This is a genomic window from Desulfobacca acetoxidans DSM 11109, assembly GCF_000195295.1.
GTDB lineage: Bacteria > Desulfobacterota > Desulfobaccia > Desulfobaccales > Desulfobaccaceae > Desulfobacca > Desulfobacca acetoxidans.
On sequence record NC_015388.1, the window covers coordinates 1280033 to 1303294 of the forward strand.

The 23262-nt window shown below is 53.9% G+C and carries 22 protein-coding genes; 11 read left to right on the top strand and 11 right to left on the bottom strand.

Annotated features, from left to right (window positions below; translation table 11 throughout):
- Nucleotides 1-194: 194 nt before the first annotated feature.
- Genes DESAC_RS05495 through DESAC_RS05505 form a run of 3 tightly spaced genes read right to left on the bottom strand, consistent with a single transcriptional unit; the run spans nucleotide 195 to nucleotide 2745 of the window.
- Complete coding sequence (locus tag DESAC_RS05495) at nucleotides 195-395, bottom strand: DUF6485 family protein (protein ID WP_013706082.1); 201 nt, start codon at nucleotides 393-395, stop codon at nucleotides 195-197.
- 10 nt (nucleotides 396-405) lie between these two features.
- Entirely contained in the window at nucleotides 406-1875 is a 1470-nt protein-coding gene (gene glgA / locus DESAC_RS05500; RefSeq protein ID WP_013706083.1) for a glycogen synthase GlgA, read from the bottom strand.
- 57 nt (nucleotides 1876-1932) lie between these two features.
- Nucleotides 1933-2745 carry a LabA-like NYN domain-containing protein gene (locus DESAC_RS05505; protein WP_052301986.1) on the bottom strand — a complete coding sequence of 271 codons (813 nt, stop codon included), beginning with the start codon at nucleotides 2743-2745 and terminating at the stop codon, nucleotides 1933-1935.
- A 507-nt stretch (nucleotides 2746-3252) separates the two neighbouring features.
- Here DESAC_RS05505 and hrcA point away from each other — a divergent pair.
- The 6 genes from hrcA (at nucleotide 3253) to DESAC_RS15110 (ending at nucleotide 11283) form a co-directional block, all read left to right on the top strand.
- Nucleotides 3253-4323: a heat-inducible transcriptional repressor HrcA gene (gene hrcA, locus DESAC_RS05510; protein WP_013706085.1), complete on the top strand. Its 1071-nt coding sequence runs from the start codon at nucleotides 3253-3255 to the stop codon at nucleotides 4321-4323.
- Nucleotides 4324-4458: 135 nt separating this feature from the next.
- Nucleotides 4459-5031, top strand: coding sequence for a nucleotide exchange factor GrpE (gene grpE, locus DESAC_RS05515; protein ID WP_013706086.1), 573 nt, complete (start codon nucleotides 4459-4461; stop codon nucleotides 5029-5031).
- Nucleotides 5032-5229: 198 nt separating this feature from the next.
- Entirely contained in the window at nucleotides 5230-7140 is a 1911-nt protein-coding gene (dnaK, locus tag DESAC_RS05520; protein ID WP_013706087.1) for a molecular chaperone DnaK, read from the top strand.
- Nucleotides 7141-7649: 509 nt separating this feature from the next.
- A complete protein-coding gene (locus DESAC_RS05525; protein WP_013706088.1) occupies nucleotides 7650-9494 on the top strand; it encodes an ABC transporter substrate-binding protein in 1845 nt (614 codons plus the stop codon).
- Between the two features lie 17 nt (nucleotides 9495-9511).
- On the top strand, nucleotides 9512-10501 hold the full coding sequence (locus tag DESAC_RS05530; protein WP_013706089.1) for a P1 family peptidase: 990 nt from the start codon (nucleotides 9512-9514) through the stop codon (nucleotides 10499-10501).
- A gap of 263 nt (nucleotides 10502-10764) precedes the next feature.
- The gene (locus tag DESAC_RS15110) at nucleotides 10765-11283 is read left to right on the top strand and encodes a hypothetical protein (protein WP_013706090.1); all 519 of its coding nucleotides are present in this window, start codon (nucleotides 10765-10767) and stop codon (nucleotides 11281-11283) included.
- 155 nt (nucleotides 11284-11438) lie between these two features.
- Here DESAC_RS15110 and feoB read toward each other — a convergent pair whose 3' ends face one another.
- From feoB to DESAC_RS05550, 3 genes are all read right to left on the bottom strand, one after another.
- Complete coding sequence (gene feoB, locus DESAC_RS05540) at nucleotides 11439-13634, bottom strand: ferrous iron transport protein B (protein WP_013706091.1); 2196 nt, start codon at nucleotides 13632-13634, stop codon at nucleotides 11439-11441.
- Nucleotides 13634-13882 (bottom strand): FeoA family protein, encoded by a 249-nt coding sequence (locus tag DESAC_RS05545; protein ID WP_013706092.1) that lies wholly within the window; start codon nucleotides 13880-13882, stop codon nucleotides 13634-13636. The genes feoB and DESAC_RS05545 overlap by 1 nt, the downstream gene beginning before the upstream one ends.
- Nucleotides 13883-14212: 330 nt before the next feature.
- Nucleotides 14213-15274 (bottom strand): M42 family metallopeptidase, encoded by a 1062-nt coding sequence (locus DESAC_RS05550; RefSeq protein ID WP_013706093.1) that lies wholly within the window; start codon nucleotides 15272-15274, stop codon nucleotides 14213-14215.
- 155 nt (nucleotides 15275-15429) lie between these two features.
- Here DESAC_RS05550 and DESAC_RS05555 point away from each other — a divergent pair, with 155 nt between their 5' ends.
- The gene (locus DESAC_RS05555) at nucleotides 15430-15804 is read left to right on the top strand and encodes an EamA family transporter (protein ID WP_013706094.1); all 375 of its coding nucleotides are present in this window, start codon (nucleotides 15430-15432) and stop codon (nucleotides 15802-15804) included.
- An 84-nt stretch (nucleotides 15805-15888) separates the two neighbouring features.
- Here the strand turns inward: DESAC_RS05555 and DESAC_RS05560 are convergent, their stop codons facing one another.
- Both DESAC_RS05560 and yihA read right to left on the bottom strand, forming a co-directional pair.
- On the bottom strand, nucleotides 15889-16095 hold the full coding sequence (locus tag DESAC_RS05560) for a hypothetical protein (RefSeq protein ID WP_013706095.1): 207 nt from the start codon (nucleotides 16093-16095) through the stop codon (nucleotides 15889-15891).
- 174 nt (nucleotides 16096-16269) lie between these two features.
- Nucleotides 16270-16917: a ribosome biogenesis GTP-binding protein YihA/YsxC gene (gene yihA / locus DESAC_RS05565; protein WP_218915712.1), complete on the bottom strand. Its 648-nt coding sequence runs from the start codon at nucleotides 16915-16917 to the stop codon at nucleotides 16270-16272.
- Between the two features lie 243 nt (nucleotides 16918-17160).
- Between yihA and DESAC_RS05570 the strand changes: the two genes are divergently transcribed.
- The 4 genes from DESAC_RS05570 to qatC are packed head-to-tail and all read left to right on the top strand — an operon-like array spanning nucleotide 17161 to nucleotide 21065.
- Nucleotides 17161-17682: a hypothetical protein gene (locus DESAC_RS05570; RefSeq protein ID WP_013706097.1), complete on the top strand. Its 522-nt coding sequence runs from the start codon at nucleotides 17161-17163 to the stop codon at nucleotides 17680-17682.
- Nucleotides 17683-17720: 38 nt separating this feature from the next.
- On the top strand, nucleotides 17721-19034 hold the full coding sequence (locus DESAC_RS05575) for a B12-binding domain-containing radical SAM protein (RefSeq protein WP_013706098.1): 1314 nt from the start codon (nucleotides 17721-17723) through the stop codon (nucleotides 19032-19034).
- Nucleotides 19035-19051: 17 nt separating this feature from the next.
- Complete coding sequence (locus tag DESAC_RS05580; protein WP_013706099.1) at nucleotides 19052-19789, top strand: Qat anti-phage system associated protein QatB; 738 nt, start codon at nucleotides 19052-19054, stop codon at nucleotides 19787-19789.
- Nucleotides 19779-21065 carry a Qat anti-phage system QueC-like protein QatC gene (gene qatC, locus DESAC_RS05585; protein WP_013706100.1) on the top strand — a complete coding sequence of 429 codons (1287 nt, stop codon included), beginning with the start codon at nucleotides 19779-19781 and terminating at the stop codon, nucleotides 21063-21065. The genes DESAC_RS05580 and qatC overlap by 11 nt, the downstream gene beginning before the upstream one ends.
- Here qatC and rnhA read toward each other — a convergent pair.
- The 3 genes from rnhA to DESAC_RS05600 all read right to left on the bottom strand — a co-directional run bounded on the left by rnhA (nucleotide 21062) and on the right by DESAC_RS05600 (nucleotide 23248).
- Nucleotides 21062-21568: a ribonuclease HI gene (gene rnhA, locus DESAC_RS05590; RefSeq protein ID WP_013706101.1), complete on the bottom strand. Its 507-nt coding sequence runs from the start codon at nucleotides 21566-21568 to the stop codon at nucleotides 21062-21064. The genes qatC and rnhA overlap by 4 nt on opposite strands.
- 198 nt (nucleotides 21569-21766) lie before the next feature.
- Entirely contained in the window at nucleotides 21767-22597 is an 831-nt protein-coding gene (locus DESAC_RS05595; protein ID WP_013706102.1) for a DUF169 domain-containing protein, read from the bottom strand.
- Nucleotides 22598-22717: 120 nt separating this feature from the next.
- Nucleotides 22718-23248, bottom strand: a complete 531-nt coding sequence (locus tag DESAC_RS05600; RefSeq protein ID WP_013706103.1) for a hypothetical protein — start codon at nucleotides 23246-23248, stop codon at nucleotides 22718-22720.
- Between the last annotated feature and the right edge of the window lie 14 nt (nucleotides 23249-23262).

Below are 23262 nucleotides of genomic sequence, written 5' to 3' on the forward strand. Positions count from 1 at the left end.
GACGGCGAACTGGTATGAATCATCAAGTGGGGAAGAGAAATGGGACTTTTAGGGGGTTGAACCACACCTGGTGCGTCTTTTGAGGTGATATGCCCGTGGTCTCTGTATATTTTCAGGGCATACGGAATGTAACTAAAGGAGGTTTTTGGGGTTTTCTCCACTGCCCCCCGGTTCGGATGTCCGTAGCACATTGTTTAAGAGCGCTTTATTTTGAGGAACCTGGTGATGGACCGATCATAGGTCTTTTCCACGTCGGGCGGGAAATAACAGGCGGGAAGTTCACCCATGCGGCGGTGATAACGGATGCATTCACAGCAGATGCCTTTGCGGCTGCAAGGTTCATAGGTACAGTTGCATTGCTGCAGGTTTTTTTCTCTGTTGGGGCATTCTTGCATACATACCTCCTTAGAATTGTATCGGGGCCAGGGTCTGGCGGTAGAGGGATTCATACATTGTGGCGGAAGCTTCCCAGGAAAAATCCTGGTTCATGGCGTTGCTCATAAGTTGTTTCCAGAGTGTTTTATTTTGATACGCCTGCATGGCTTCTTGCATACAGGCCCAAAAGGCTTCCGGAGTTTTTCCCGTAAAGCGAAAACCGGTGCCGGTTTTCTTTTGGGCATCCACCGGTTCGATGGTATCGACCAGTCCGCCGGTGGCTCGAACGACGGGAATAGTGCCATATTTTAAGGAATAAATCTGATTGAGGCCACATGGTTCGTAGTGGGAAGGCATCAGGAACATATCGGCTCCCGCTTCGATCAGATGTGCCAGTTGGTTGTCGAAGGCGATTTTAATCCCGAGCTGTCCCCGGTATTTTTGAGCCGCTTCAGTCAGGAGCTGGTGGTACTTTTCCTCTCCGGTGCCCAAGATGACCAGGGTTGCTTTTGCAGCCATCAGCTCTGGCAGTATTGCCGACAGCAGGTCAAGCCCTTTCTGGTCCGCCAGGCGGGAGACCATCCCAAAGAGTGGCGCCTCTAAAAGTTTGGCATCAAGGAGAAAGGCTTCCATGAGTGCCTTCTTGTTCTTGGTCTTGCCGGCCAGATTACCGGGGCTGAAAGGTGCGGCGATAAGCTTGTCGCTGGCGGGGTTCCAGGTACGGTAATCAACGCCGTTGACGATGCCGGTGAGGGATGCGGCCCGGCTCTGCAAGACACCTTCCAGGCCACAGCCGAACTCCGGGGTCTGGATTTCGCGGCTGTACTGCCGACTGACCGTCGTGATAGCGTCAGCCCACAAAATCCCGGCCTTCAAGAAATTAATCTGATCATAGAATTCGAGGCCATCGATGCTAAACAAGGACGGATCCAGATCCAGCAGGTGATATTTTTCTTTGCGAAAAAGACCCTGGTAGGCCAGGTTGTGAATAGTAAAGACCGAGGCGGTTTGGGCAAAGCACTCCGCCTCTCGCCATTTTTCCCGCAAATACACCGGCACCAGGGCTGATTGCCAATCATGGCAGTGGATAATATCAGGATTAAGGTTGAGGGCCTGGCAGACTGGCAACAGAGTTTTGGCCAGGAAGGTATAGCGCTCCAGGTTGTCAAAATAGTCCCCTTTAGGAGTGCCGTATAATTGGCGACGCTCAAAAAATTCATCCCGTTCGATAAAGTAAAAGCTGACCCCCTCGACGTCGGCGCGATAAACATCAAAGGTCAACTTGAAGAAATCAAAAGCGACCTCGAGATCGGTTAGCTCTTTTGTGAGAGTAAAATTTCCCTGCTTGATCACTCCATAGAGCGGCATGACGACTGACAGATGCATACCCGCTCGGCTTAAGGCCAGGGGCAAGGAGCCGGCGACGTCGGCCAGCCCGCCCGTTTTGGCAAAGGGCACGGCTTCTGAGACCACAAACATGATATGTAACGCGCGGTTCATAAAAAAATTCTCCTCACTTAATTACAGATGAACAATCCGCCCCGGACTATGAGGTTCTCAAGAATGATATTGATAGACGATGGCGATATCGGTGGCCAGAAAACCTTTATCCCCTTCGATCAGAGTAAACTCAAAAATATGTTCCCGGCTGGGCAGATCATCCGGATCAACCGTCTGTGGCAGATCTTTTTCCATAAAAAAAACAGATTTATATGGTGAATCCTCCTGACGGGTGTCGGTGATCCACAATTTGCCCAGGCTATGAATATAGCGCATAAAACCGTAGGATTTGTCGTGCAGATATTTCGTACAGACCCCCCGTACCCGGCTGCCCGTCTCACCCCAAGGGGGGGCACCTAATTGCGCCTGAACCGGCAACAGGCCAGGAATAAGAAAACCTGAAACAAAGAGGTCCACTTCCCGCCGCAGCCATGAGGAGACATTGGCGAAGGCCACCAATTCCACCCGGCAGCCTTTATTCTGCACCATCGTCACAACGTTACAAAAGTCGCCGTCACCGGTGAGCAGCAGTACCATATCCAGCCGATCTGACTGGGAAATAATATCCAGTGCCATATCCATGTCAGCGTTGGCTTTGCCGTAGGTGCGGCCCGATTCATCTGTAAACCAGCGAATGGGTTTTTCAATGACCTTGAAACCTAGGTCGCGCAGGGTTGAAATAAAGTTCAAAGTAGCATTATAATTGGGGTCGGCACCGACGCGCTCTTCGTCCAGAGCGACATAGGCATTCAAACGAACAATCTGGCCACCATTGCGCGTGGCGAAACGGCGGAGCACTTCGTAGCGCATGCCGTAGCCGCCATTGCGGACAATATTCATGGAATCTACATAAACGCCGATTTTGGACATTTCCGAGCTTATCAGGTTGGCTTTGAAATAACGGTGAAGAGGGGTATCCTCAAGGCACCCCTCATAAATAAAAGATATCATTTTGCCTGTCAGAGTGTCAAAGTTTTTTGAACCCGGTCAGTTTTACCAACGACCCGAAAATGTGATAATAGCTACTACCTATCAGTCACCGCAAGCTATGAAAATATTTTACCGGCAACGCAGGCTTCCAACCGATACAAACGAAAACCGGGTACGGAGCGCCCCGCAATGGGTTATTGATGATTTTCAGTTAGGCGTATGGGACCGGGATACCGGTCTGATGCATTTCTGCTATTATCAGATAAAGAACCTGTACTCGAGAGGCGTTTGCAAAGATGAATCCAGCTTTTGTGCTCTTGGGGTATGGTTTCATAAAAATCTGCCCCCGTTCAGGGCAGTATCAGTAAATTCAAGATGTTATATATGACAATCTATAAGTCGGAGACTTGACAAGATTCACCGGCGTACTTAATTTATTGAGGAAACATGAAAAAGGAAGCGTTGCAAGAATTTAGAGGCATTTTGGGGGAACGCGAAACCCAGGTTCTTCACACCATAATTTTACAATATATCAATACCGGAGAACCAGTCGGGTCACGGACAGTGGCCAAATCATCGGGGTTGTCCCTGAGCCCGGCGACAATCCGCAACATCATGTTCGATTTGGAAGAACAGGGGTTGTTGCGTCAACCGCACCAGTCTGCCGGGAGGGTGCCGACGTCGCAGGGGTTTCGCTATTATGTGGATCATATGCTTGCCAGCCGTGATCTGCAGGCGAGTACCCGTCGCAGGATCGAAGGAGGGTTCAAACCTCCGGCAGGTGAGCTGAATGATCTCATCCGCCAGGCTTCCCGAGTGTTATCCAAGGTTTCCGGACATCCGGCCATTGTGCGGGCCCCGAAGCCGGCCATCAGTCGAATCCGTCATATTCAGTTTATCAATGCCGGAGCCGGCAGCATCCTGACGGTCCTGGTATCCGTAGATGGCTTGGTGCAAAACCGCTTTATCGATAATCTGGAGCAATTTAGCCAGGAGCAGTTAGACCGATTCAGCCGCTATCTGAATGGTCTGCTGCAAAATCTGAGTCTGGTTGAGGCCCGCCAAACGGTGCTCATGCAGATGGAGCAGGAGAAGGTTCTTTTTGATCGGATGCTCTTGCAGGCCTTGATGTTGAGTCAAAAGGCCCTCCAGGCAGAGGAGGATCGGGAGTTATATGTAGAGGGCGCCAGCCAGATTCTAGATTATCCGGAATTTGCCGATATCGAAAAAATTCGCGCCCTGTTTCGAGCTTTCGAAGAAAAACACCAACTTATCAGATTATTGGACGAAAGTTTAGGCTCAGAGGGAGTTAAAATTTTCCTCAGTCCCGAAATCACTATCCCGACAGTGGAATGGAGTCTGGTAAGCACTAATTTTCAAAGGGATCTGGAGCCCATCGGGACTCTGGGCATCATCGGACCGTTGCGGATGAATTACGATCGAATCATTCCGCTGGTGCAATTTACCGCCGAAGTGATGAGCGGTATCTTGAATAATTGGCCTCCTCCGCTGAAATGATGTAATGCCGGATATCGGCGGATATGCTTGTGACCCGGTGGGGGCGGATTATTCTAAAAGGGACAACGTCAGAACCGGTTGAAACCATATGTCAGTTCGATAAACCGATTATCAATCAAAAGGAGTTTGTTTTCTATGGGTTTTTCCTCCCAAGAGTGTAATGAAACAGTTAACCCGGAAGTAGTCGAATCTTCCGAGATGGAGGCGGCCGAAAGCGTCATTGAAGAAACAGAGACCGAGGCCTTGATCCGCCAACTGGCGCAGAAGACTCAGGAGGCCCAAGAAATCCATGATCGCTGGCTGCGACTGGCTGCCGAAATGGAAAATTTTAAGAGACGCCAGGAAAAAGAGAGGGCTGATCTGAGACAATTCGCCAATGAATCGCTGATCAAAGAACTTCTGCCGATAGTGGACAACCTGGAGTTGGCCATCAATCATGGGCGTCAGCAAGAACCAGGCTCGGCTCTTCAGGAAGGGGTCGAAAATGTGCTCAAAGGCTTTCTGGCTGCCCTGACCAAATTCGGGGTGACGCCCATCCAGGCATTGGGAGATAAATTTGACCCGACTTTTCACAATGCCGTCATGCAACAGGAAGATGATTCGGTGGAAGACCAGACCATCATTCAGGAGCTTCAGAAAGGGTATCTTCTCCATAACCGTCTCCTGCGGCCGGCAATGGTAGTGGTGGCCCGTCATTCCCAGTCTTAGGAATCTCTATGTTCTCAATATCCGGCATATCTTCAGCGGCCTGCTTACAGTGAAAGAGTATCTCGCAATGAATAATCATAGAGGTTCGGGGTTTAACCTGTCTGGGAGAGCTTAGCGCCTCTGGTGCTGCGAGCAGCTAATTGAAAGCCGATAAAAAAAAGAAATCAACCAAGATGATCTATCAGGAGGAATATATTCATGGGTAAAGTTATCGGAATTGATTTAGGCACCACCAATTCCGTGGTTGCGGTTATGGAGGGTGGTGACCCCAAAGTCATCGCCAATGTCGAAGGCGGCAGGACGACCCCCTCAGTGGTAGCTTTCACCGACAGCGGTGAACGATTGGTCGGCCAGATTGCGAAACGCCAGGCCGTGACCAACCCGCAGAACACGATCTTTTCGGTAAAACGGCTGATCGGGCGGAAATACGCCGATCCGGCGGTGCAAAGAGACCTGACCATCCTGCCGTATAAAATCGTCCAGGCCGAAAATGGCGATGCCCACGTGGAGATTCGGGGAAGGGTATACAGCCCGGCGGAAATCTCCTCTATGATCCTGGCCAAAATGAAGCAGACGGCGGAGGAATATTTGGGTGAAAAAATCACCGACGCCGTCGTCACGGTTCCGGCATACTTTAACGATTCCCAACGGCAGGCTACCAAGGACGCCGGTCGGATTGCAGGTTTGAACGTTTTGCGCATCATAAATGAGCCTACCGCGGCGTCGCTGGCCTACGGTCTGGACAAGAAAAAAGATGAAAAAATTGCGGTGTTTGACCTTGGCGGCGGCACCTTCGATATTTCCATCCTGGAGATCGGCGATGGTGTTTTTGAAGTTAAATCAACCAACGGCGACACCCACTTAGGGGGCGATGACTTCGATCAGAAGCTTATTGACTTTCTGGCCGATGAATTTAAGAGGGATCAGGGCATCGACCTGCGCGGCGACCGCATGGCCTTGCAGCGTTTAAAAGAAGCGGCGGAAAAGGCAAAAATGGAATTATCCTCGTCGCTGGAGACCGAAGTCAACCTGCCGTTTATTACCGCCGACGCCTCCGGTCCGAAACACCTGTTGATCAAACTTACCCGGGCCAAACTGGAGGCCCTGGTGGAGGATCTCATCCAGAAGTTGGAAGGCCCCTGCCGCATTGCCTTGAAGGATGCCAACGCCTCTCCGAAAGATATTGATGAAGTCATCCTGGTGGGCGGTATGACCCGGATGCCCAAGGTGCAGGAAAAAGTCAAGCAGATTTTCGGCAAGGAGCCGCACAAGGGAGTTAACCCGGATGAAGTGGTAGCCGTGGGCGCTGCTATCCAGGCCGGGGTATTGAAGGGCGAAGTCAAGGATGTGCTGCTTCTGGATGTTACGCCACTCTCCCTAGGTATCGAAACGTTGGGTGGGGTCTTTACGAAACTGATCGAAAAGAATACTACCATCCCAACCCGCCGCAGCCAGGTCTTTTCCACTGCGGCAGACAATCAACCGGCAGTGAGCATTCACGTGCTTCAAGGTGAACGGGAAATGGCCGCCAATAATAAGACGTTGGGTCGTTTCGAGCTTGTCGGCATTCCTCCCGCCCCGAGAGGCATCCCGCAGATTGAAGTAACGTTTGATATTGACGCTAATGGCATTGTTTCGGTCTCTGCCAAGGACTTGGGCACCGGTCGGGAACAATCCATAAAAATTACCGCCTCCAGCGGACTGTCGGAAGAAGAGATCAAACAGCTCATTAAAGATGCTGAGCTTCATGCCGAAGAAGATAAGAAAAAGCGTCAGTTGGTGGAAGCCCGCAACCACGCCGACTCGCTTGTCTACCAGACGGAGAAGACCCTCACCGAACTGGGTGATAAAGTGGACGGCGCCACCAGGGCCACGATTACCGAAAAAGTGGAACAGTTGAAAAAGGCCATGGAAGGTGAAGATGAAGGGGCAATCAAGCAGGCCAGCGAGGAGCTCATGAAGGCCTCTCATAAGCTGGCTGAGACTGTCTATGCCCATACCGCTGGCGCCGAAGGTGCCGCCGGGGCCGGCGCCCAGGCGCAACAGAAGAAACCCGAAGACGACGTGGTGGAAGCGGAGTTTGAGGAAGTAAAGGAAGAATCAAAATAATATTAGACGGATAGATAAGGTGGGGCTAGTCTGTCCCCACCTTATAGGAAAACAGTGCTCTTAAAGACGGCGGGCGCGGCCCGCCCTATGGTAAGTTGCCGATAAGATATCGATAATGGGATAGGGCGGCCCATGGCCGCCGCTTCTGTTTAACATGGTCGATGCGAAGAAATTTGAATGAAAACAGTAAGCGGTGAGCAGAAAAGGCATTATTGTGAGCAGCCGCGGCAATTCTGTTTGCATGCTTTGTTGTGATCACCGGAACATGATGATTTATCTGAAAACAGTGCTCTTAAAGACGGCGGGCGCGGCCCGCCCTATGGTAAGTTGCCGATAAGATATCGATAATGGGATAGGGCGGCCCATGGCCGCCGCTTCTGTTTAACATGGTCGATGCGAAGAAATTTGAATGAAAACAGTAAGCGGTGAGCAGAAAAGGCATTATTGTGAGCAGCCGCCGCAGTTCTGTTTGCATGCTTTGTTGTGATCACCGGAACATGTCAATTTGTATGAAAAACCTCATTTCTCTTAAGCTGTTTGTCCTATTGCCGTTGATTTTCTTGGCTTTTGGCTGTGCTGCCATGCTGCCTCCATCCACCGGAGATCTGATCCGGAACGATGCCGCCCTCCTGCAACAGGCGGATAATTTCTACCGGGCACATCGGTATAACGAAGCCCTGGCTACGTATGAACAGTATCTTCAAACTTCTCCTCAGGGCGTGCAGTGGCAGCACGCCTGGCTGCGCACGGCCGAATTGTACGGTATTAAAGGCGATTGGCTCCAAGCCCGGGCGCGTTACGAGAGGATCCTGGCAGTTCCGGTAGACAGTGGTTTGGCTCTCAAAGCTCGCTACGGGGTTGGGCAGGCCCAATATAAGTTGGGCAATTTTTTAGAAGCCGAGCGAATTCTAGAAAACCTGACCGCCTCCAACCTCTCCGGTGATTTGCGTTTTAAAACCAATGCCCTCCTGACGGAGTTGTCCCTGCAGTCTAGAAACTTCCCCCAGGCCTGCAGCCGCCTGCTGTTGGTAGAAAAGGATCTGCCTTATGGGGAGGAAGAGTGGTATCAGGATCTGAAAAGTCGTCTGCTGGAACGGGCCGCGGCACCTGAGTTGGAGAAACTGGCCGATCTCTATCGCGACACCCCTCTTACCCCGGCGTTGCTGCTCCAGTTGATCAGGCTGGAGACCCAGGCCGGGCGTCCGGAGAAGGCGGAGGAATGGCTGGCCACCCTGCAGCGGCGTTTTCCTCAGAGTCCTGAGGCCGTTTTAGCAGCGAAGTTGAGCGCCCCTCCGGCTCGAACTGAGGCAGTCGGATCTACCGCCGCTATCGGTTGTCTATTGCCGCTGTCCGGGGAATATGCCGAGGTCGGCCATCAGGTAAAAAATGGCCTGGAGCTGGCCGCCTTACAGGCTCATATGAGCCTCGCGGTAGAGGATTGCGGCGGTGGGGCGGACACAACGGTTGCCGCTTTGGAGAAACTTGCCAATGACCCCAAGATCGTGGCGTTGATCGGCTTTTTCCCTTCAGCCGTTGCAGAAGCTGCGGCCGCGGCCGCTCAACGGTTGGGCGTTCCCCTGCTGGCCCTGACTCAGAAGAAAGATATTACCCAAACGGGGTCGTTTATTTTTCAAGATTTTCTCAGACCTCCGCTGATGCTGCAGGCCCTCGTCAGTTATACCGGCAGTCGTATGGGCTGGCAGCGTTATGCCATCATCTGTCCTGATTCAAAGTATGGGCGGACCATGGCCCGCCAATTTGCCGAAGAACTCAACAAACATGGGATGCTGTTGGTCTCTCAGGTCTCTTATGCCGAGGACGGGCATAACCTGGCCCTGGCGGTGCAGACCCTACTAACCACGGTCAATCCTGGTCCCGACGGGAGACCTTCTCTTGATGCCGTCTTTATTCCTGACGAAGATCGAGCAGTGGCCGCCGCTGCCTCTGTCCTGGCCTCTACTTCCCAGTTCCGTATGCCGCTCTTGGGGACCAATATCTTGCATACACCGTCAGCCTTGCAACATGATGCCAGGCTCGATGGCATTTTTTTCCCGGACGGCTTTTTCGCGGGTGACCCGGATCCGGCAGTGAGGGCCTTTGTTTCGGATTATCAGCAACAGTTTCAGCAGACCCCCAGCTACCTTGCGGCTCAGGGCTACAGCAGCCTGCGGTTGGCGGCAGAGGCATTGCAGGGTTCTCCTGGAATCGGACGGGGAGAGTTTGCCCAAAAGTTGTCACAGCAATTGCCACCGCCGGGATTTACCCTGTTTAAAAGTTTCAACACGGTCCGAGAGGCCCAGTTGGCGATAAAAATATTAACCATCCGGGGGCAGGAATTTCAGTTGGCCCCATAATCGCAAGGTTGATTACCATGTCTCAAGAAATCCCCGGCGGTCTTACCCAGGTTACCGATTTTTTGGTTGGTCATGCCAGTGATTTTAAGAATCTCACCGGCTGTACAGTCATCATCTGTCCACCCGGAACGATCGGCGGGGTCGACATTCGTGGTTCTGCTTCGGGCACCCGCCAACTGGATGCCCTTTTGGGTTACCATATTGTCAATGAAACTCAGGCGGTGCTGCTTTCCGGCGGTAGCGCCTTCGGATTGGATGCCGGTGGCGGCGTCATGGAGTTTCTGGAGGAACGGGGACTTGGCTTTGACGTCGCCATCACCCGCGTCCCGACGGTTGCCACCGCAGTCATCTTTGACCTAGGTTTGGGCAACTGCCGGGCCCGGCCGGATAAGGCCATGGGTTATACTGCCTGTACCCAGGCTCATGCCGGGCCAGTGGCGGAGGGCAGTATCGGGGTCGGGACCGGGGCCTCGGTAGGCAAGTTGTTCGGTATCTCCCAAGGCATGAAAAGCGGTTTGGGCAGCGTCTGTCTGGCCGGGCCCAATGGTCTGTTGGTGGGGGCCCTTGTGGTGGTCAACGCCTTTGGAGATGTGCGCGACTATGCTACCGGAAAGATTATCGCTGGTGCGCGACTGTCGCCGGATAGCCCTGAATTTGCGGACAGCGCCGCCTACATCCGCCGGGGGTATGTCCGGCAACAGTTTGCGGATCCCAACACTACCTTGGGAGTTATTGCTACCAACGCCCGATTGACGCGGGAACAGGCCCAGAAAGTGGCCCAGATGGGTCACAATGGCCTGGCTCGAACCATCACCCCTATCCACACCCTCTTTGACGGTGATATTGTCTTTGTCCTTTCCCATCCCAAAGTTGATGCTGACCTACACATCATCGGTCTCCTGGGCGAAGAAGCCCTGCGCCTGGCCATCGACCGGGCCGTAAAAACGGCGCACGGCTTGGGAGTTCTGCCGGCCTATGAGGATGAGCTGAGCCTGAACAAACAATAATGATTTTTCAGAATCGGTTCTGGCTCTCCTCGGTCCCCCGCTTATCAGATTGAGACAGATATCCTGCCCTTCCGGGGTCCTTTTATCAAAATCCAGTCTCTGTAGGCCCGGAGGAATCACCGGGCGCCTTCCTTCGGTATCCAGGTAATTCATTGAATATCCTTAATAATCTGATGAGATGGATATCTTTGGCAAGGTCCTTGCACTAAGTCGAATCCAGCGTGACCCCCCATTTTTTAAATCTGAGACAGGAGGATACAATAATGCAAGTATGGCAAGTAATCAGGATAGCAGGATTTCTGGTAATCGGGATCTACGCCTGGAGTGGTTCCGCTCAGGCTCAGTATTATGGCGGACACATCGATCAACGGCAGGAAAATCAGCAGTGCCGCATCCAAAATGGGATCGCGTCTGGGACCTTAACACCCCAAGAAGTTAGGAAATTGGAGCACGAACAGCAGCGCATTCAAACTGCCGAGAACCGGATGCGGTCTCGCAGTGGATTGGACCCCAAAGAGCGAGTCCGTTTGGACCGGATGCTGGATAAAGCCGATCGGAATATCTATCGGGAAAAGAATGATCGCCAGGCAGCCTATCCTGGATACAGGAACCATCACCAACCGCATCACCGGCAATGGCAGGACAATCACCGGCGAGACCAGCGATATTGGAATAAAGAACCACAACGTATGCAAAGAGTTGCCCATCGACCGAACCATAGGGAGCACGGCAGGTTTTTTAGGGTGTCCAATCGGGACCGGAGACAGGCCTGGAATCACTAATTCCCTGTATCTCCTTAGCCTCTCCCCGAAAGCGGGGAGAGGCTAAGAAACATCTAAAGAACGACCCCGCCGGTCGGGCCTCCAGGTCTGCAAAGATATTATCTCGCCAGAACTGGAGGTCTGGCGCTACTGGTGAGTTATTCGGGTTAACTTCTTCACCCCAGTCCGAGGACCCGCCCCAGACGTACCACCGCCCAGGCCGCCGTCCAGGCCAGGAGTAGTTGGTAGCCGAGGCTGAACCACATCCACCCGAGCGAGCCGCTTTCACGCCAGAGGGTGACTACCGTGGCCAGGCAGGGGGTGTAGAGCAGCACGAAGACCATAAAGGCCAGGGCGGCGGCGGCGCTCACACCCGAGGCCTTGATGGCCTGTTGCAGGCTTTCCGAGGCCTCGTCGGCGGTTTCGCCGACCCCGTAGAGCACTCCCATGGTGCTGACGACAATCTCTTTGGCCACAAACCCGGTGACCAGGCTGACACTCATGCGCCAATCAAAGCCCAGAGGCTGCATGAGCGGTTCGAAAGCAGCTCCCAGGCGGCCGATAAAGGTCTGGCGCATTTCTTCAGCTTTCTGCCTTTGGGTGAGTTCGGTAAGGGCGGCCTCTTTTTCCTGGATCAGCTTGTCATTCAGGGTGGTGAAGTTCGGATTATCCCGCAAAGCTTTGGCTTGGGCCTCGAAGCGCGCCTCTACCTGGTTTTTTTCCTGTTCAAAGCTGGCAATTAGCTGCTGATTTTTGGGATAGGCCCCCAGGAACCAGATGACAATAGAGGCGATTAGGATGACGGTACCCATGCGTTTGAGATAGACGGTAACCCTGTCCCACATATGCACTATTAAACCCCGCATAGCCGGCAGGCGATACGGGGGCAGCTCCATCACAAAGGGTTCTTCCTGTCCCTTGAGTAGAAATCGACTGAATAGCATACCCAGCAACACGCTCATGACAATACCCAGGAGGTAGAGCCCGAAGATAACCTGACCGGCGCGTTTGGGGAAGAACACCCCGGCAAAGAGCACATACACGGGCAACCGGGCGCTGCAGCTCATGAGCGGTACCAACAGCATGGTGAGGACCCGATCCCGATGGCTGCTCAGTCCGCGGGTAGCCATGATGGCCGGCACGTTGCAGCCAAAACCCATCAGCATGGGTATAAAAGACTTGCCGTGCAGTCCCAGGGCGTGCATGATGCGGTCCATGATAAAGGCCACCCGGGCCATGTAGCCGGTGTCATCCAAGAACGATATGCCCAAAAAGAGCAGCGTGATCTGGGGGAGAAAGACCAGTACGCTTCCCACCCCGGCGATGATGCCGTCGGCGACGAGATTTCGGAGCCACACGTCTGCTATCTGGGCTTGGGCCACACCTTTCAGCCATCCCACCCCTGCTTGGATCCACTCCGTGGGCTGCTCACCGAGGGTAAAGGTCATCTGAAACAGCAGCCAGATGAAGAAGAGAAAGAAGGGGAAGCCGAAAAGCTGGTGGGTCAAGACCTTATCAACCTGCTCCGACAACACTACCCGTCGGGCCAGCTCCTGACGCTGGACCTCCCGGACCGTGCCACCCAAAAAACCATAGCGCCGTTCCGCTACCAGCACCGAGGCGTCTTCTCCCCAGGTCTTTTCCAGTTGCCGGCGGGATTCCTCCACCTGGGCTATAACCTGGGATCGTTGTGGACTCTGTTCCAGACGGCGGATGACGTCCGGGTCGAGTTCCAGCAGCTTGGTGGCCAGCCAACGGGGGTAGTGCCCACCGGCCAGATTAGGATCGCGGGCTAATACGGCTTCAATCTTTATCAGGGCGGCTTCCACATCCGATCCGTAATCAATATGAATATGCCGGGATACCGGGTCGCGTGCCTCCGCAGTGCGGATAACCGCCTCTATGAGTTCTTTGGTGCCCTGATTGCGATTGGCCACGGTAGGCGCCACCGGCACGCCCCACAATTCCGCCAGCCGCGCCTGATCGATCTGAATGCCTCGGGTGGCGGCGGTATCCACCATATTCAGGGCAAAAACCATCTTGGCCCCTAAATCAATGATCTGGGCAGAAAGAAAAAGATTGCGTTCGAGATTGGAGGCATCGATGACATTGATTACCACATCAGGCTTTTCATCAACGATAAAATTGCGGGCAATGATTTCTTCTAAAGAAAACGGACTGAGGCTGTAGGTTCCGGGCAGGTCGATGATGGTGATTTCGTAGTCGCCGAAATAGACCTTCCCCTCTTTCTTTTCGACCGTCACGCCGGGCCAGTTGGCGACGTGCTGCCGGGCGCCGGTAAGGTTGTTGAATAGTGCGGTTTTGCCTACATTGGGATTGCCCGCCAGGGCGACAGTCAAAGTTTTGGCCATTAATCAGTTCCCTCAGAATCAATATTTAAGACAATCATATCGGCCTCACTTCTCCGGAGACTGATGTGACACCCTTTGACCACATACTCCGTTGGGTCGCCTAATGGCGCCGTTTTTTCCATGTCCACGCGAACCCCTCGGGTCAGACCCATTTCCAGCAGGCGCTGGCGGAAAGGCCCTACTCCGGTCACCCTCTCCACCACACCATGTTCCCCGGGGAGCAGCTCACTTAGTTTTTTTACAGGCATACCGCATCCTTTGGCAATTGATATTCAGTGGCAGTAAAATATAGCTTCTCATTCAACCTGTCAAGGTAACAGAAACGGAAAAACCCTGCGATTCATAAGATAATCCCGCAAAGCTAATAGGTTATCAACCCAGCAGGAAGAATGGGCCGGACAGTGGTGGCCATTACTAAGAGAATACAGTGGCAGTGGCCAGTGGCTTAGGGTGGGAAAGCGCCGCGCCCATCCCGCCGCAGTTGGAGAACAATTTCTGCACGGGCTGGAAAGCCTGTGCCACCGGTAAATGATTTTCACGGTGCGCGGGTGATCTATCAATAATGGCAATTATGTTATCTATGCGGATAAAGCTGCCAGGCGCTCTGCGTCGAGTGTTTCGATGATGGCCACGGTCAGTTCTACCATGGCGGCGAAATCCTGGCGGTGGATTATTCCTACCGGAGAGTGGGCATAACGCACCGGCGCGCCCAGAACGAGAGTGGGGACGCCGCCGTGGGCCAGGTGAATCGCTCGAGCATCCGTCGCGCCGCCGCGCCTGACGGCCAACTGATAAGGAATGTGACGTTGTTGGGCCAGTTCCACCGTCCAACGCCAGAGTTTTTGGGGGACAATGACGGTCGGATCAAAGAGGCGGATCTGCACCCCTTTGCCTAAAGCCCCTTGGGGCGGATCCTGGCTCAAGCCGGGCAGATCGTCGGCTGGCGGCCCTTCCAGGACAATGGCTATGTCCGGTTTGGCCGCCTCCACTGCCGTGGTTGCCCCCCGGCAGCCCACTTCTTCCTGCACTGTGCCCACTGCCAAAACAGTATTAGGATGTGGCTGTTCCCGTAATCGCTGCAGGGCCAAGATCATGGCCGCTACTCCCACCCGGTCGTCCCAGGCTTTATTGACCAGGTAATCATTATTTAGGGTGGCAAAACCACTCCGGGGGACGGCTAGATCACCTAAGCAAACACCGAGAGCCTGAACTTCCGATATCGAAGCAGCCCCGATGTCTACCAGGAGGTCTTCTATTTTGATGTCTTTCTTAGCTTCCGGGCGGAAATGAAACGGAACCGCGGCTACAATGCCTTCGAGGCTGCCGGTGGCGGTCTGGATCTGAAGGCGCCGCCCTGGCAACAGACTCGGTTCCCAACCCCCTAAAGCTTGGAGACGCAGGTATCCCTGGGCTGTCACCCCTTGCACCATGAAACCGACCTCATCGAGATGTGCCGCTAACATCAGACGCGGCGATTGATCCTGGCCGGTCTTCTCTGCCACGAGCGATCCTAAGCCGTCGCGGTCCATCCGGCAAAAAGGCGACAGATATTCTTCCACTATCCGGGCTACCGGCGCTTCTCCGCCAGGAGGACCGAAACTGTCAGACAGTCGGCGCAGGAGATCCAAGGCGTTTGACATCCATCCATTCCTTTCTCTGAAAATAATTATTGATTAAACAAAGGCTTTGGAAGATACTTTATATTCACCTAAAAAATCCGACCTGGCTCAAAGGTATACACTCAGGTATGCCCTTCCAGACCGCATTAATATCAGCAAACGAGGTTTTACCGGAAATGGTTCGCTATACTGTTCTGGCTCTGGTGACGGTTAATATTGCCTTTAATGTTATCGGTCAGCTATGCTTAAAATATGGCATGAATAAAATCGGCAATTTTCAGATTTCGCTCAGCGGTTTATTCCCGATTTTCGTTAAGGCTTTTTTAAGTCCCTACATACTCTTGGGTCTGTCCTGTTATGTCACCGGCTTCCTTATCTGGCTTGTGGTTTTGGCCAAGGCAGAAGTGAGCTACGCCTATCCCCTCATCAGTCTGGGATATGTCCTGACTGCGGCCCTGGGTTGGTGGCTGCTGGGAGAAAGCGTTACCTGGGTGCGCTTGACCGGCATCATCATCACCTGCGTCGGGGTCTTTATTATTTCTCAGAGTTAAGCCTAAGCCCCTGGTTGACCTAGCCGCACCGCTGTTCCAGGTTGCCGGGAGTAGTCTGCTATCCACCCATTGCACTACCGGGAATCAGCCGGTGCGCCAAGGCGGCGGTTCCTTTTTGGCTTCAAGCAAGGCTCGGTAATGATCGCGCTCCTTTTCGGCCTGGAACAATTCCATCTCCAACCCGGAGCGCTCGGGAGAGGGTCCTTGACCTAACTCCGCCAGTCTTTTTCTTAAGGCCGCCACTTTTTTTTCACAACGGTACAGCTCAACGGCAAGATATCGGATAGACATACTCTTTTATTGAGGGCCGGCCTCGCCCGGGATATATTTCCGATTTAATTGTCATTATTTCAATAGCATCCGCCAACCGTAAAAGTGGTTGATCGGTGGCATTGCTCTCCTAGCCTGTGCAAGAGTTATATTTAACCATTACACTTGAATACTAGCAAGTTTTGGATCAAGGCCTCACGAGAGAAAGCGCATTATCTGGCCCCAGAGTTCTCTGCGTCCTTCTTGAGTCAAAGTCGAAAACCAGATGAAGTCCTGGGCCTTTACCCCGGATGGGGCCAACTGCGCCGCGATCTCGCTCTGCCGCCGATCCCGCTGCCCCCGCTTGATCTTATCGGCTTTAGTCAGTACCACCACTACTTCTTGCCGCCAGCTCCGCAAGCGGTCCAGCCAGTCCAGCTCCTCCGGTCCCGGTTGGCGGCGGGCATCCAGGAGCCAGACTACAGCTCGAAGTCTTTTTTGAGTTTCAAGATACGTGGAGATCAGCCGCAGCCACTTTTCTTTTACCGGCAACGGCGCCTGGGCGTAGCCGTATCCGGGCAGGTCCACAAAGTGCCAGACCCGATTGACCAGGAAATAATTAATAGCCTGGGTGCAGCCGGGCCGCGAGCTGGTCCGGACGAGATTCTGACGATGCAGCAGGGCGTTGATCAGAGAGGATTTGCCGACATTGGAGCGCCCCCAAAAAGCCACCTCCGGCAATACGCCTCCGGGGAGCTGCTCAATCTGATGAGCGCTTACGACAAATTCGGCCGAAAGAATTTTTGGTATTGTCATGTATCCGTCCGCTGCCAGCCGCCGTCTGGGTGGATATCTGACGCGCATAAATCTTCTTGACAGCAATAATTAAAAATTATAGCTAGTTAAGGTTGTCTCAGCAACCATTTTCCACTTGCCGGGTAAGATAAAAAGTGAAAGTATTGAGGACGGGGAGAAGCTGCGCCTCTCCCAAAGAAATTATCATTGTTGGCGAGTAATTTGCAAGTAATGACAATCAATAAGAATCTTGCCTGCCAAGCAGGCAAATAATTGGAGATTGCCAGAGCTGTTCTTGAAAGGAAGAAATACATGAGTTACCGGTTGTCTTGTTGTTTAGTGGGGCTGCTGGGATGGTTGGCGTTTCTGGCCGGGACACTGCCAGCAGTAGCCCAAGCCCCGGCCAATTCCCAGGCAGTTTTGGAAAAGGCCGTCCGTCTGCTCGACAGGGCCGAGCAAGAAGTCGCCGAGGCGCCGGAAGGGGCGTTGGCGACGGTCAAGGAAGCCCGCCAGCTCTTTAAATTGCTGCAAACCGATCTGGCTATCCGTCTATCCCAGGCTGAGCTGACGCCCGCCCAATCAGAGCAGGAGGCTGCCAATCATCGGATTGCCGAAGACCTGTTTAACACCGGGGAGCGCCTGGATAAATCGGCACAGGAAAAGCTGGCCCGCAGCCAGGAATTAGCGGCCCAGGGCGACCGGCAGGCGTCCCGCAATCTGGAACAGGAGGCCCGGAATGAGAGGCTGTTGGCGCTGCAGCACTTCGTTCGTTCTGAAATCTATAGTCTGCGGAACCAGCAGTCGATCTTTCAAAATCTGCTGGCGGCTAAATAATCTATTGCTAAGTCATAAAGTCAATTTAAGTCAAGATAATGACCGGTCCGCTAGTCTTATGTCTCAACCCTTGGGTCTATGATTTTGCGGCGCATGACTTTTACGCCCGCCCCTTGGGCTTGTTATACCTGGCCGGCCTCCTGCGCGCCTCAGGTTTTCGGGTAGTCTGCATCGATTGCGCCAGCCGGCCATTAAATGGGGGCAAACCGACGGGCAAGCTGCCCAAAGAACTACTGCCGACGCCCGCCGCGTTCCGGGGTTTACCGCGGCGCTACGGCCGTTATGGGATCACTCCGGCCGACCTGAAGCAACGTCTCCGCCGCCTGCCGCAGCCGCCGGTGGCAATCCTGGTCACTTCCCTGATGACTTACTGGTATCCTGGGGTTCAGGCCACCATTGCGCTGGCCCGTGAACAGTTTCCAAACATCCCCATCATCTTGGGGGGCATTTATGCTACCCTCTGTCCGGAACATGCCCGCCGCCACAGCGGGGCCGATTCTGTCATCACCGGCAGTGGGGAAGCGAATATCCTGGAGATATTGAAGGATATTACCGGTATCGACGTTGCCCCTGCCGTTCATGTTCCTGATCCGGACAATATGGCCTATCCCGCCTGGGACCTGCTCTCCGACCATCGGGTGCTGCCGCTGCTGACCTCTCGGGGGTGTCCGTTAAGTTGTCCCTACTGCGCCTCGCGGCTGCTGGAGCCGCAGTATCGGCGGCGGCGGCCGGAAAGCGTAATCAGCGAACTGGTCTATTGGCAGCAGAAGTTTGGCATTGCCGAAGTGGCGTTTTATGATGATGCCCTGCTATTTGAAGCAGAAAACCATCTTTTCCCTATCTTGGAGGGGGTTTTGAGCCGCGGGCTGCTGCTCCGGTTCCACACGCCGAACGGTATGCACGTCGGTCTTATTGATTCGAGGATGGCCCGCTGGTTGAAACGGGCCAATTTCGCCACCCTGCGGCTTGGTCTGGAGACTACGGTCACCGGCGCTACCCGTCCGGATCGCAAGGTTCAATCGGGAGATCTAGAGCGGGCCATTGCCGCCCTTAGAGAGGCGGGTTATGCTTCCCAGGAGATCGGCGTCTATCTGTTGATCGGTCTGCCGCACCAGGAGGATGCCGAAATCGTGGAATCTAGCCGTCAGGTACGCCGCTTGGGCGCCACGCCGGTCCTGACCCAGTATTCTCCCATCCCGCACACAGTCCTGTGGTCCGAGGCCGTCAAGGTCTCTCGTTATGATCTGGAGGCGGAGCCGCTCTATCACAACAATTCCATCTTTCCCTGTTGGCCGGAGTTTTCCTGGAGGCGCTACACTTGCCTGAAAAATCTGGCCATGGGCAAAGTCTAACATACCAAGGAGATGACGTGGGCACCTCTTCGGCCCGCAAGGCCCCGGTAGGAAAATTCTGGCGGAGGGCAAAAACCCTTGCCTCCCGTTATGCTTCCGGTCAAGACGCCTCAACTCCCAGGGTAAAGGAGGTTGTCGCCGGCTATCTGACGGCCTTGGAGCAACCGTCCGGAGAGCGGGAGATGACCGGCGGAGGAGCCATCATGCCAGCATTGGTCCAGACCGCGACATCTCTGGCGCACTTTTATGCCCTCCTGGTAGAGCAGGGATGGACCGCAGCTCTTAATCATCTGGGAGTAGATCAGGCTACAGCACAAACTCCGGGGACGCTGATTCCGGCCCTCTTGGATAGGTTAGCCGGGCCGGGCGCCAGATTGAAAGAGGCCACACTCCGCAGTGCCCTCATTGATCATCTAACCGCTTGCCTCGCCACAACTGCTGATCCCTATACAAAAACGGCAGACCCGGAACCAGGAGACCTCCCCATGGTCAATCGAGTATTAAACTTTTTAGGATTGGCCCTGTTTCAACGGTTTCTCTCTGATCTGGGAGAGTCTTTGGAATTCAAAGCTCCGAGCGTAATCTTCGGTATTAAACGGCAGGAGGAGGTTAAGTCATACATTTTGGCCCAAAGCTGCGTTCTGGCCGAAATATCTTACCGGTCATCTTGCACGCTGTCAAGCCAACCCGCTGAGGCTGTAGAACAGCTCCTCACACGCCTGGTGGACCATCTCAGAGGCCGACATGGGGATTAGCGTCTATTTTGGTGTTGGCCGCCAGCCCGAAAAGACAGGGTATGCCGATATCGCTATCGGATTGGAGCCGACAGCATTAAAACTGAAAGTGCACCATAACCTGGACCTCCTGGGGACCGGCTCCCTACCCCTGCCGGCAGAGGTTTTAAAGTTCCTTTTGATCTCACTCGGAATTTGGTCGGCGGATAAAGTGGCTCTTCGGGGACTGGCGGCCGATGCCTGGACCCGCAGCCTGAAGGTCTCTTTACCGGCAGCGGCCTGGGAGACGTTTTTGCCGGAGTTGGCCGTCCCGCTGACCTTTCTCACCGGCGATGCCTGGGACCTGGAGGCAAGGGCGGTAAAGCCGTCTCTAGAGATTTCCGGCAAACCTGATCTCACTTGGCGACCAGACTGCATCTGCCTTTTTTCCGGGGGAGTGGACTCACTGGCCGGCGCCGTCGATCTACTGGAGGACGGTCGGAACGTCCTGTTGGTGAGCCACTATGACTTTGGCCAACTGGCAGCCAGTCAAAAAATTCTGGCCCAGGCGCTCATAGAACACTATGGTGCACACCGGGTGCGCCGCTGGGGCTTCCGGGTGCAATTCGAAGCGCCGGAGTTAAGTCTGCGCAGCCGCTCCCTGTTGTTCATCGCCCTCGGGTTGGCCGCGGCTGCCGTCTGGGGTGAGAACCTCCCGCTGGTAATCCCCGAAAATGGCTGGATCAGCCTCAACCCGCCGCTTACCGGCAACCGCCTGGGGAGCTACAGCACCCGCACCACCCACCCTTACTTTATTTCCGGATTGAAGCAGTTCTGGGTTAACCGGGGGATCGCCCATGACTTGGGAAATCCCTATCAGGAGGTTACCAAAGGTGAGATGCTGGCCCGCAGCCGCAATCCGGCCCTCATACGGGACCTGCTGCCACATACCATTTCCTGCGCCCACCCCGTGGCCTCCCGTTGGCTGAAAGGCCGCCAGGGCAACTGCGGCTACTGCTTTCCCTGCCTGATGCGCCGGGCGGCCCTGCATACCCTCGGTTGGGATGACGGGCGACAGTATGCCATCGATGTTTTGCGGCAGCCGGAGGTCTGGCGCAATCGGGCTCGAGGAGCCGACCTGCGCAGTCTGCTTTATGCCGTGAAACAGTGGCAGCTCAATCCCCAACCCCGGCAGCTTCTCTGGCGAAGCGGTCCGTTGCCGGTTGATCAGGCAGAGGGAGAAAAGCTGATTGACCTGGTGGGGCGTGGGCTTACAGAAGTCAGTCGCTGGTTGAGTGTGAGACAGGGAAATTATTAGCGGATTCTTTTTTCTGCCTCATAAACCGTATCCGGGGGTAAAGCTGTTGCAGAGGCGGCCCGCACCGCCAACTGATCGCAGCGTTCGTTTTCGACATGGCCGTCGTGTCCTTTAATCCAAAAAAAGGAGACCTGATGACGGGAGCATAACCGCAGTAGCCTGTCCCACAGATCCGGGTTCTTGGCCTTATCTTCCTTATTCCGCCGCCAGCCAAAGGCTCTCCACTTCTTGGCCCAACCTTTGGTCATGGCGTTCACGACGTATTGCGAATCGCTGAAGATCTCAACCTGGCAGGGGATTTTCAAGGCCTCCAGGGCAGCAATAACCGCCATAAGCTCCATACGGTTGTTGGTGGTCAGGCGATAACCGCCGGAGAGTTCCTTGCGATGTTTGCCATAGATCAAGATGGCGCCGTAGCCTCCCGGTCCGGGATTGCCGATGCAGGCGCCGTCAGTGTAAATAGTGACTTTCTTGAGCGTGATACTTTTATCAAGTACGGCCATGATACTTCTATAGCAGAAATATGGCCATTGTCAAAAGCAAATACTGCAAGCGATTCTAGAGCCTTACGTGATAGGGTTGTGAAGGTCAGATTGACGGCGCAGACCATCAGGTCTGCGCTCGCCGTTTGGAGGTTTGGTTAGTTAGTTGGGGAATGATCTTAACGCGTTGGGGAAATATTCAATAGTAGCCTTTCCCGGTCAGGGAATAGTTTCGTATTTAAACAGGGGACATCCTTTGCAGACATCCAACCCCGGCCAGGGTTGGCCGCCCTTGCCCAGAACCGAAGGACCACCCGTCTCGGTGATGCGTTTCAGAAATTGGGCGGCGCTGGCCTTGATCTGCGATCCGGGGATGAAAAGATTCACCATGGCCATATCGGTCTTGCCGGAAGTCTTGCTGCCGGCGCACATGGTAGTCATATTCGCCGTATTGTTGTTGAAGGCCCAGACCGACCCGGAGCATACGGCTCCATTAGGGGTATGGTTAAAGGTGAGATTACTGCGCCCCATGGCCGACATATAGTCGTTGAGGATGTGATAAGCCTGATAGGGCAGGATCATAAAGAAAACGATGTCCGGGTCGACTTGGGATTCGTCAAACGTGGCCAGGGGAGCGATGAAAATGCCGCGATATTTGCCAACCGGGAGCTTGGCCTTGCCAAAGGGGGCTTGCCAGGCCAGTTCTTCGTTCCGGAGATATTTCATATGCCTTTGGGTGTCTTTTTCCTTGTCCAGCTCCCGAAAGCCAAAGACCGGTTCGGCATTTTCACACAACAGCATGTTGGACGGCATGTACATGGCCTTATGTCCGCCGCGGGCCATGGCCAGGTACTGGCAGTAGGTCAATTTCATCTTGGCCTTGGCATTGAGCTTGTACTTGGGGATTTCGGCTTCGTCAGCGCAGAATTTGATCCCTACCGGATCAAAGTCTACTCTGACATAATAAATATAGGTGTCGGCTATGTCCGTATAGGTTAATTCATCTTTACTTTTTGCTGCAATCGCGGCCATAGTTTCTTTTAATCCCATAATGATCTCCATTGGATTATTTATTAAATGGTTGACGTAAAGCAGGGGTAGTCAAAATTCAATGCTATCCCAGATTTTTAACAATCTTATCGTCCTGCTAGACAGATCGGTCTTTGAGAATCATTGCTTCTCGCTGCACAGAGCCCTAGGCTCTGGTGTGCGGGAAAGAAATAGGATTCTTTTCAGCACCTTAAGAAAAACAAAGGCTGCCGCATAAATAATAATAAAAGCCCCGATGAACCCCAGGGACCAACCGGTTCCGGGTATGGGTATCTCGACCTCCAGGAACCGTTGCTGCATCCAGGCCAGGGCAAAAAAGACCGGCCACAGAAAAGCTCCGGATAGAGTCAGCTGCTGGAAAAAGGTGTGGCCAAAGGCCTCCTTGGCCAGTTTATTGGCGGCCTGGTAAGCTTCCTTGTTCCCGGCCCTTAAGGCGTCCATGGACAGGTTCTGGTACTTATCGGCCTCGGATATTTTCTCATCAAGATGTTTTCGGGAAAACCGAAACACCAGCCTAACGGTGGCTTCCCCGACGAATAAGGCGATAATGGCCAGGGTAAAGGTGCCGATGGCGAAATCGGCCCAGGCGACGCCGGTGAGGCGGTAAAACATGATAAGGAAGCTATCGGCAAGTTGAATAAACGGCTGCATCAAAACTTAGTGTC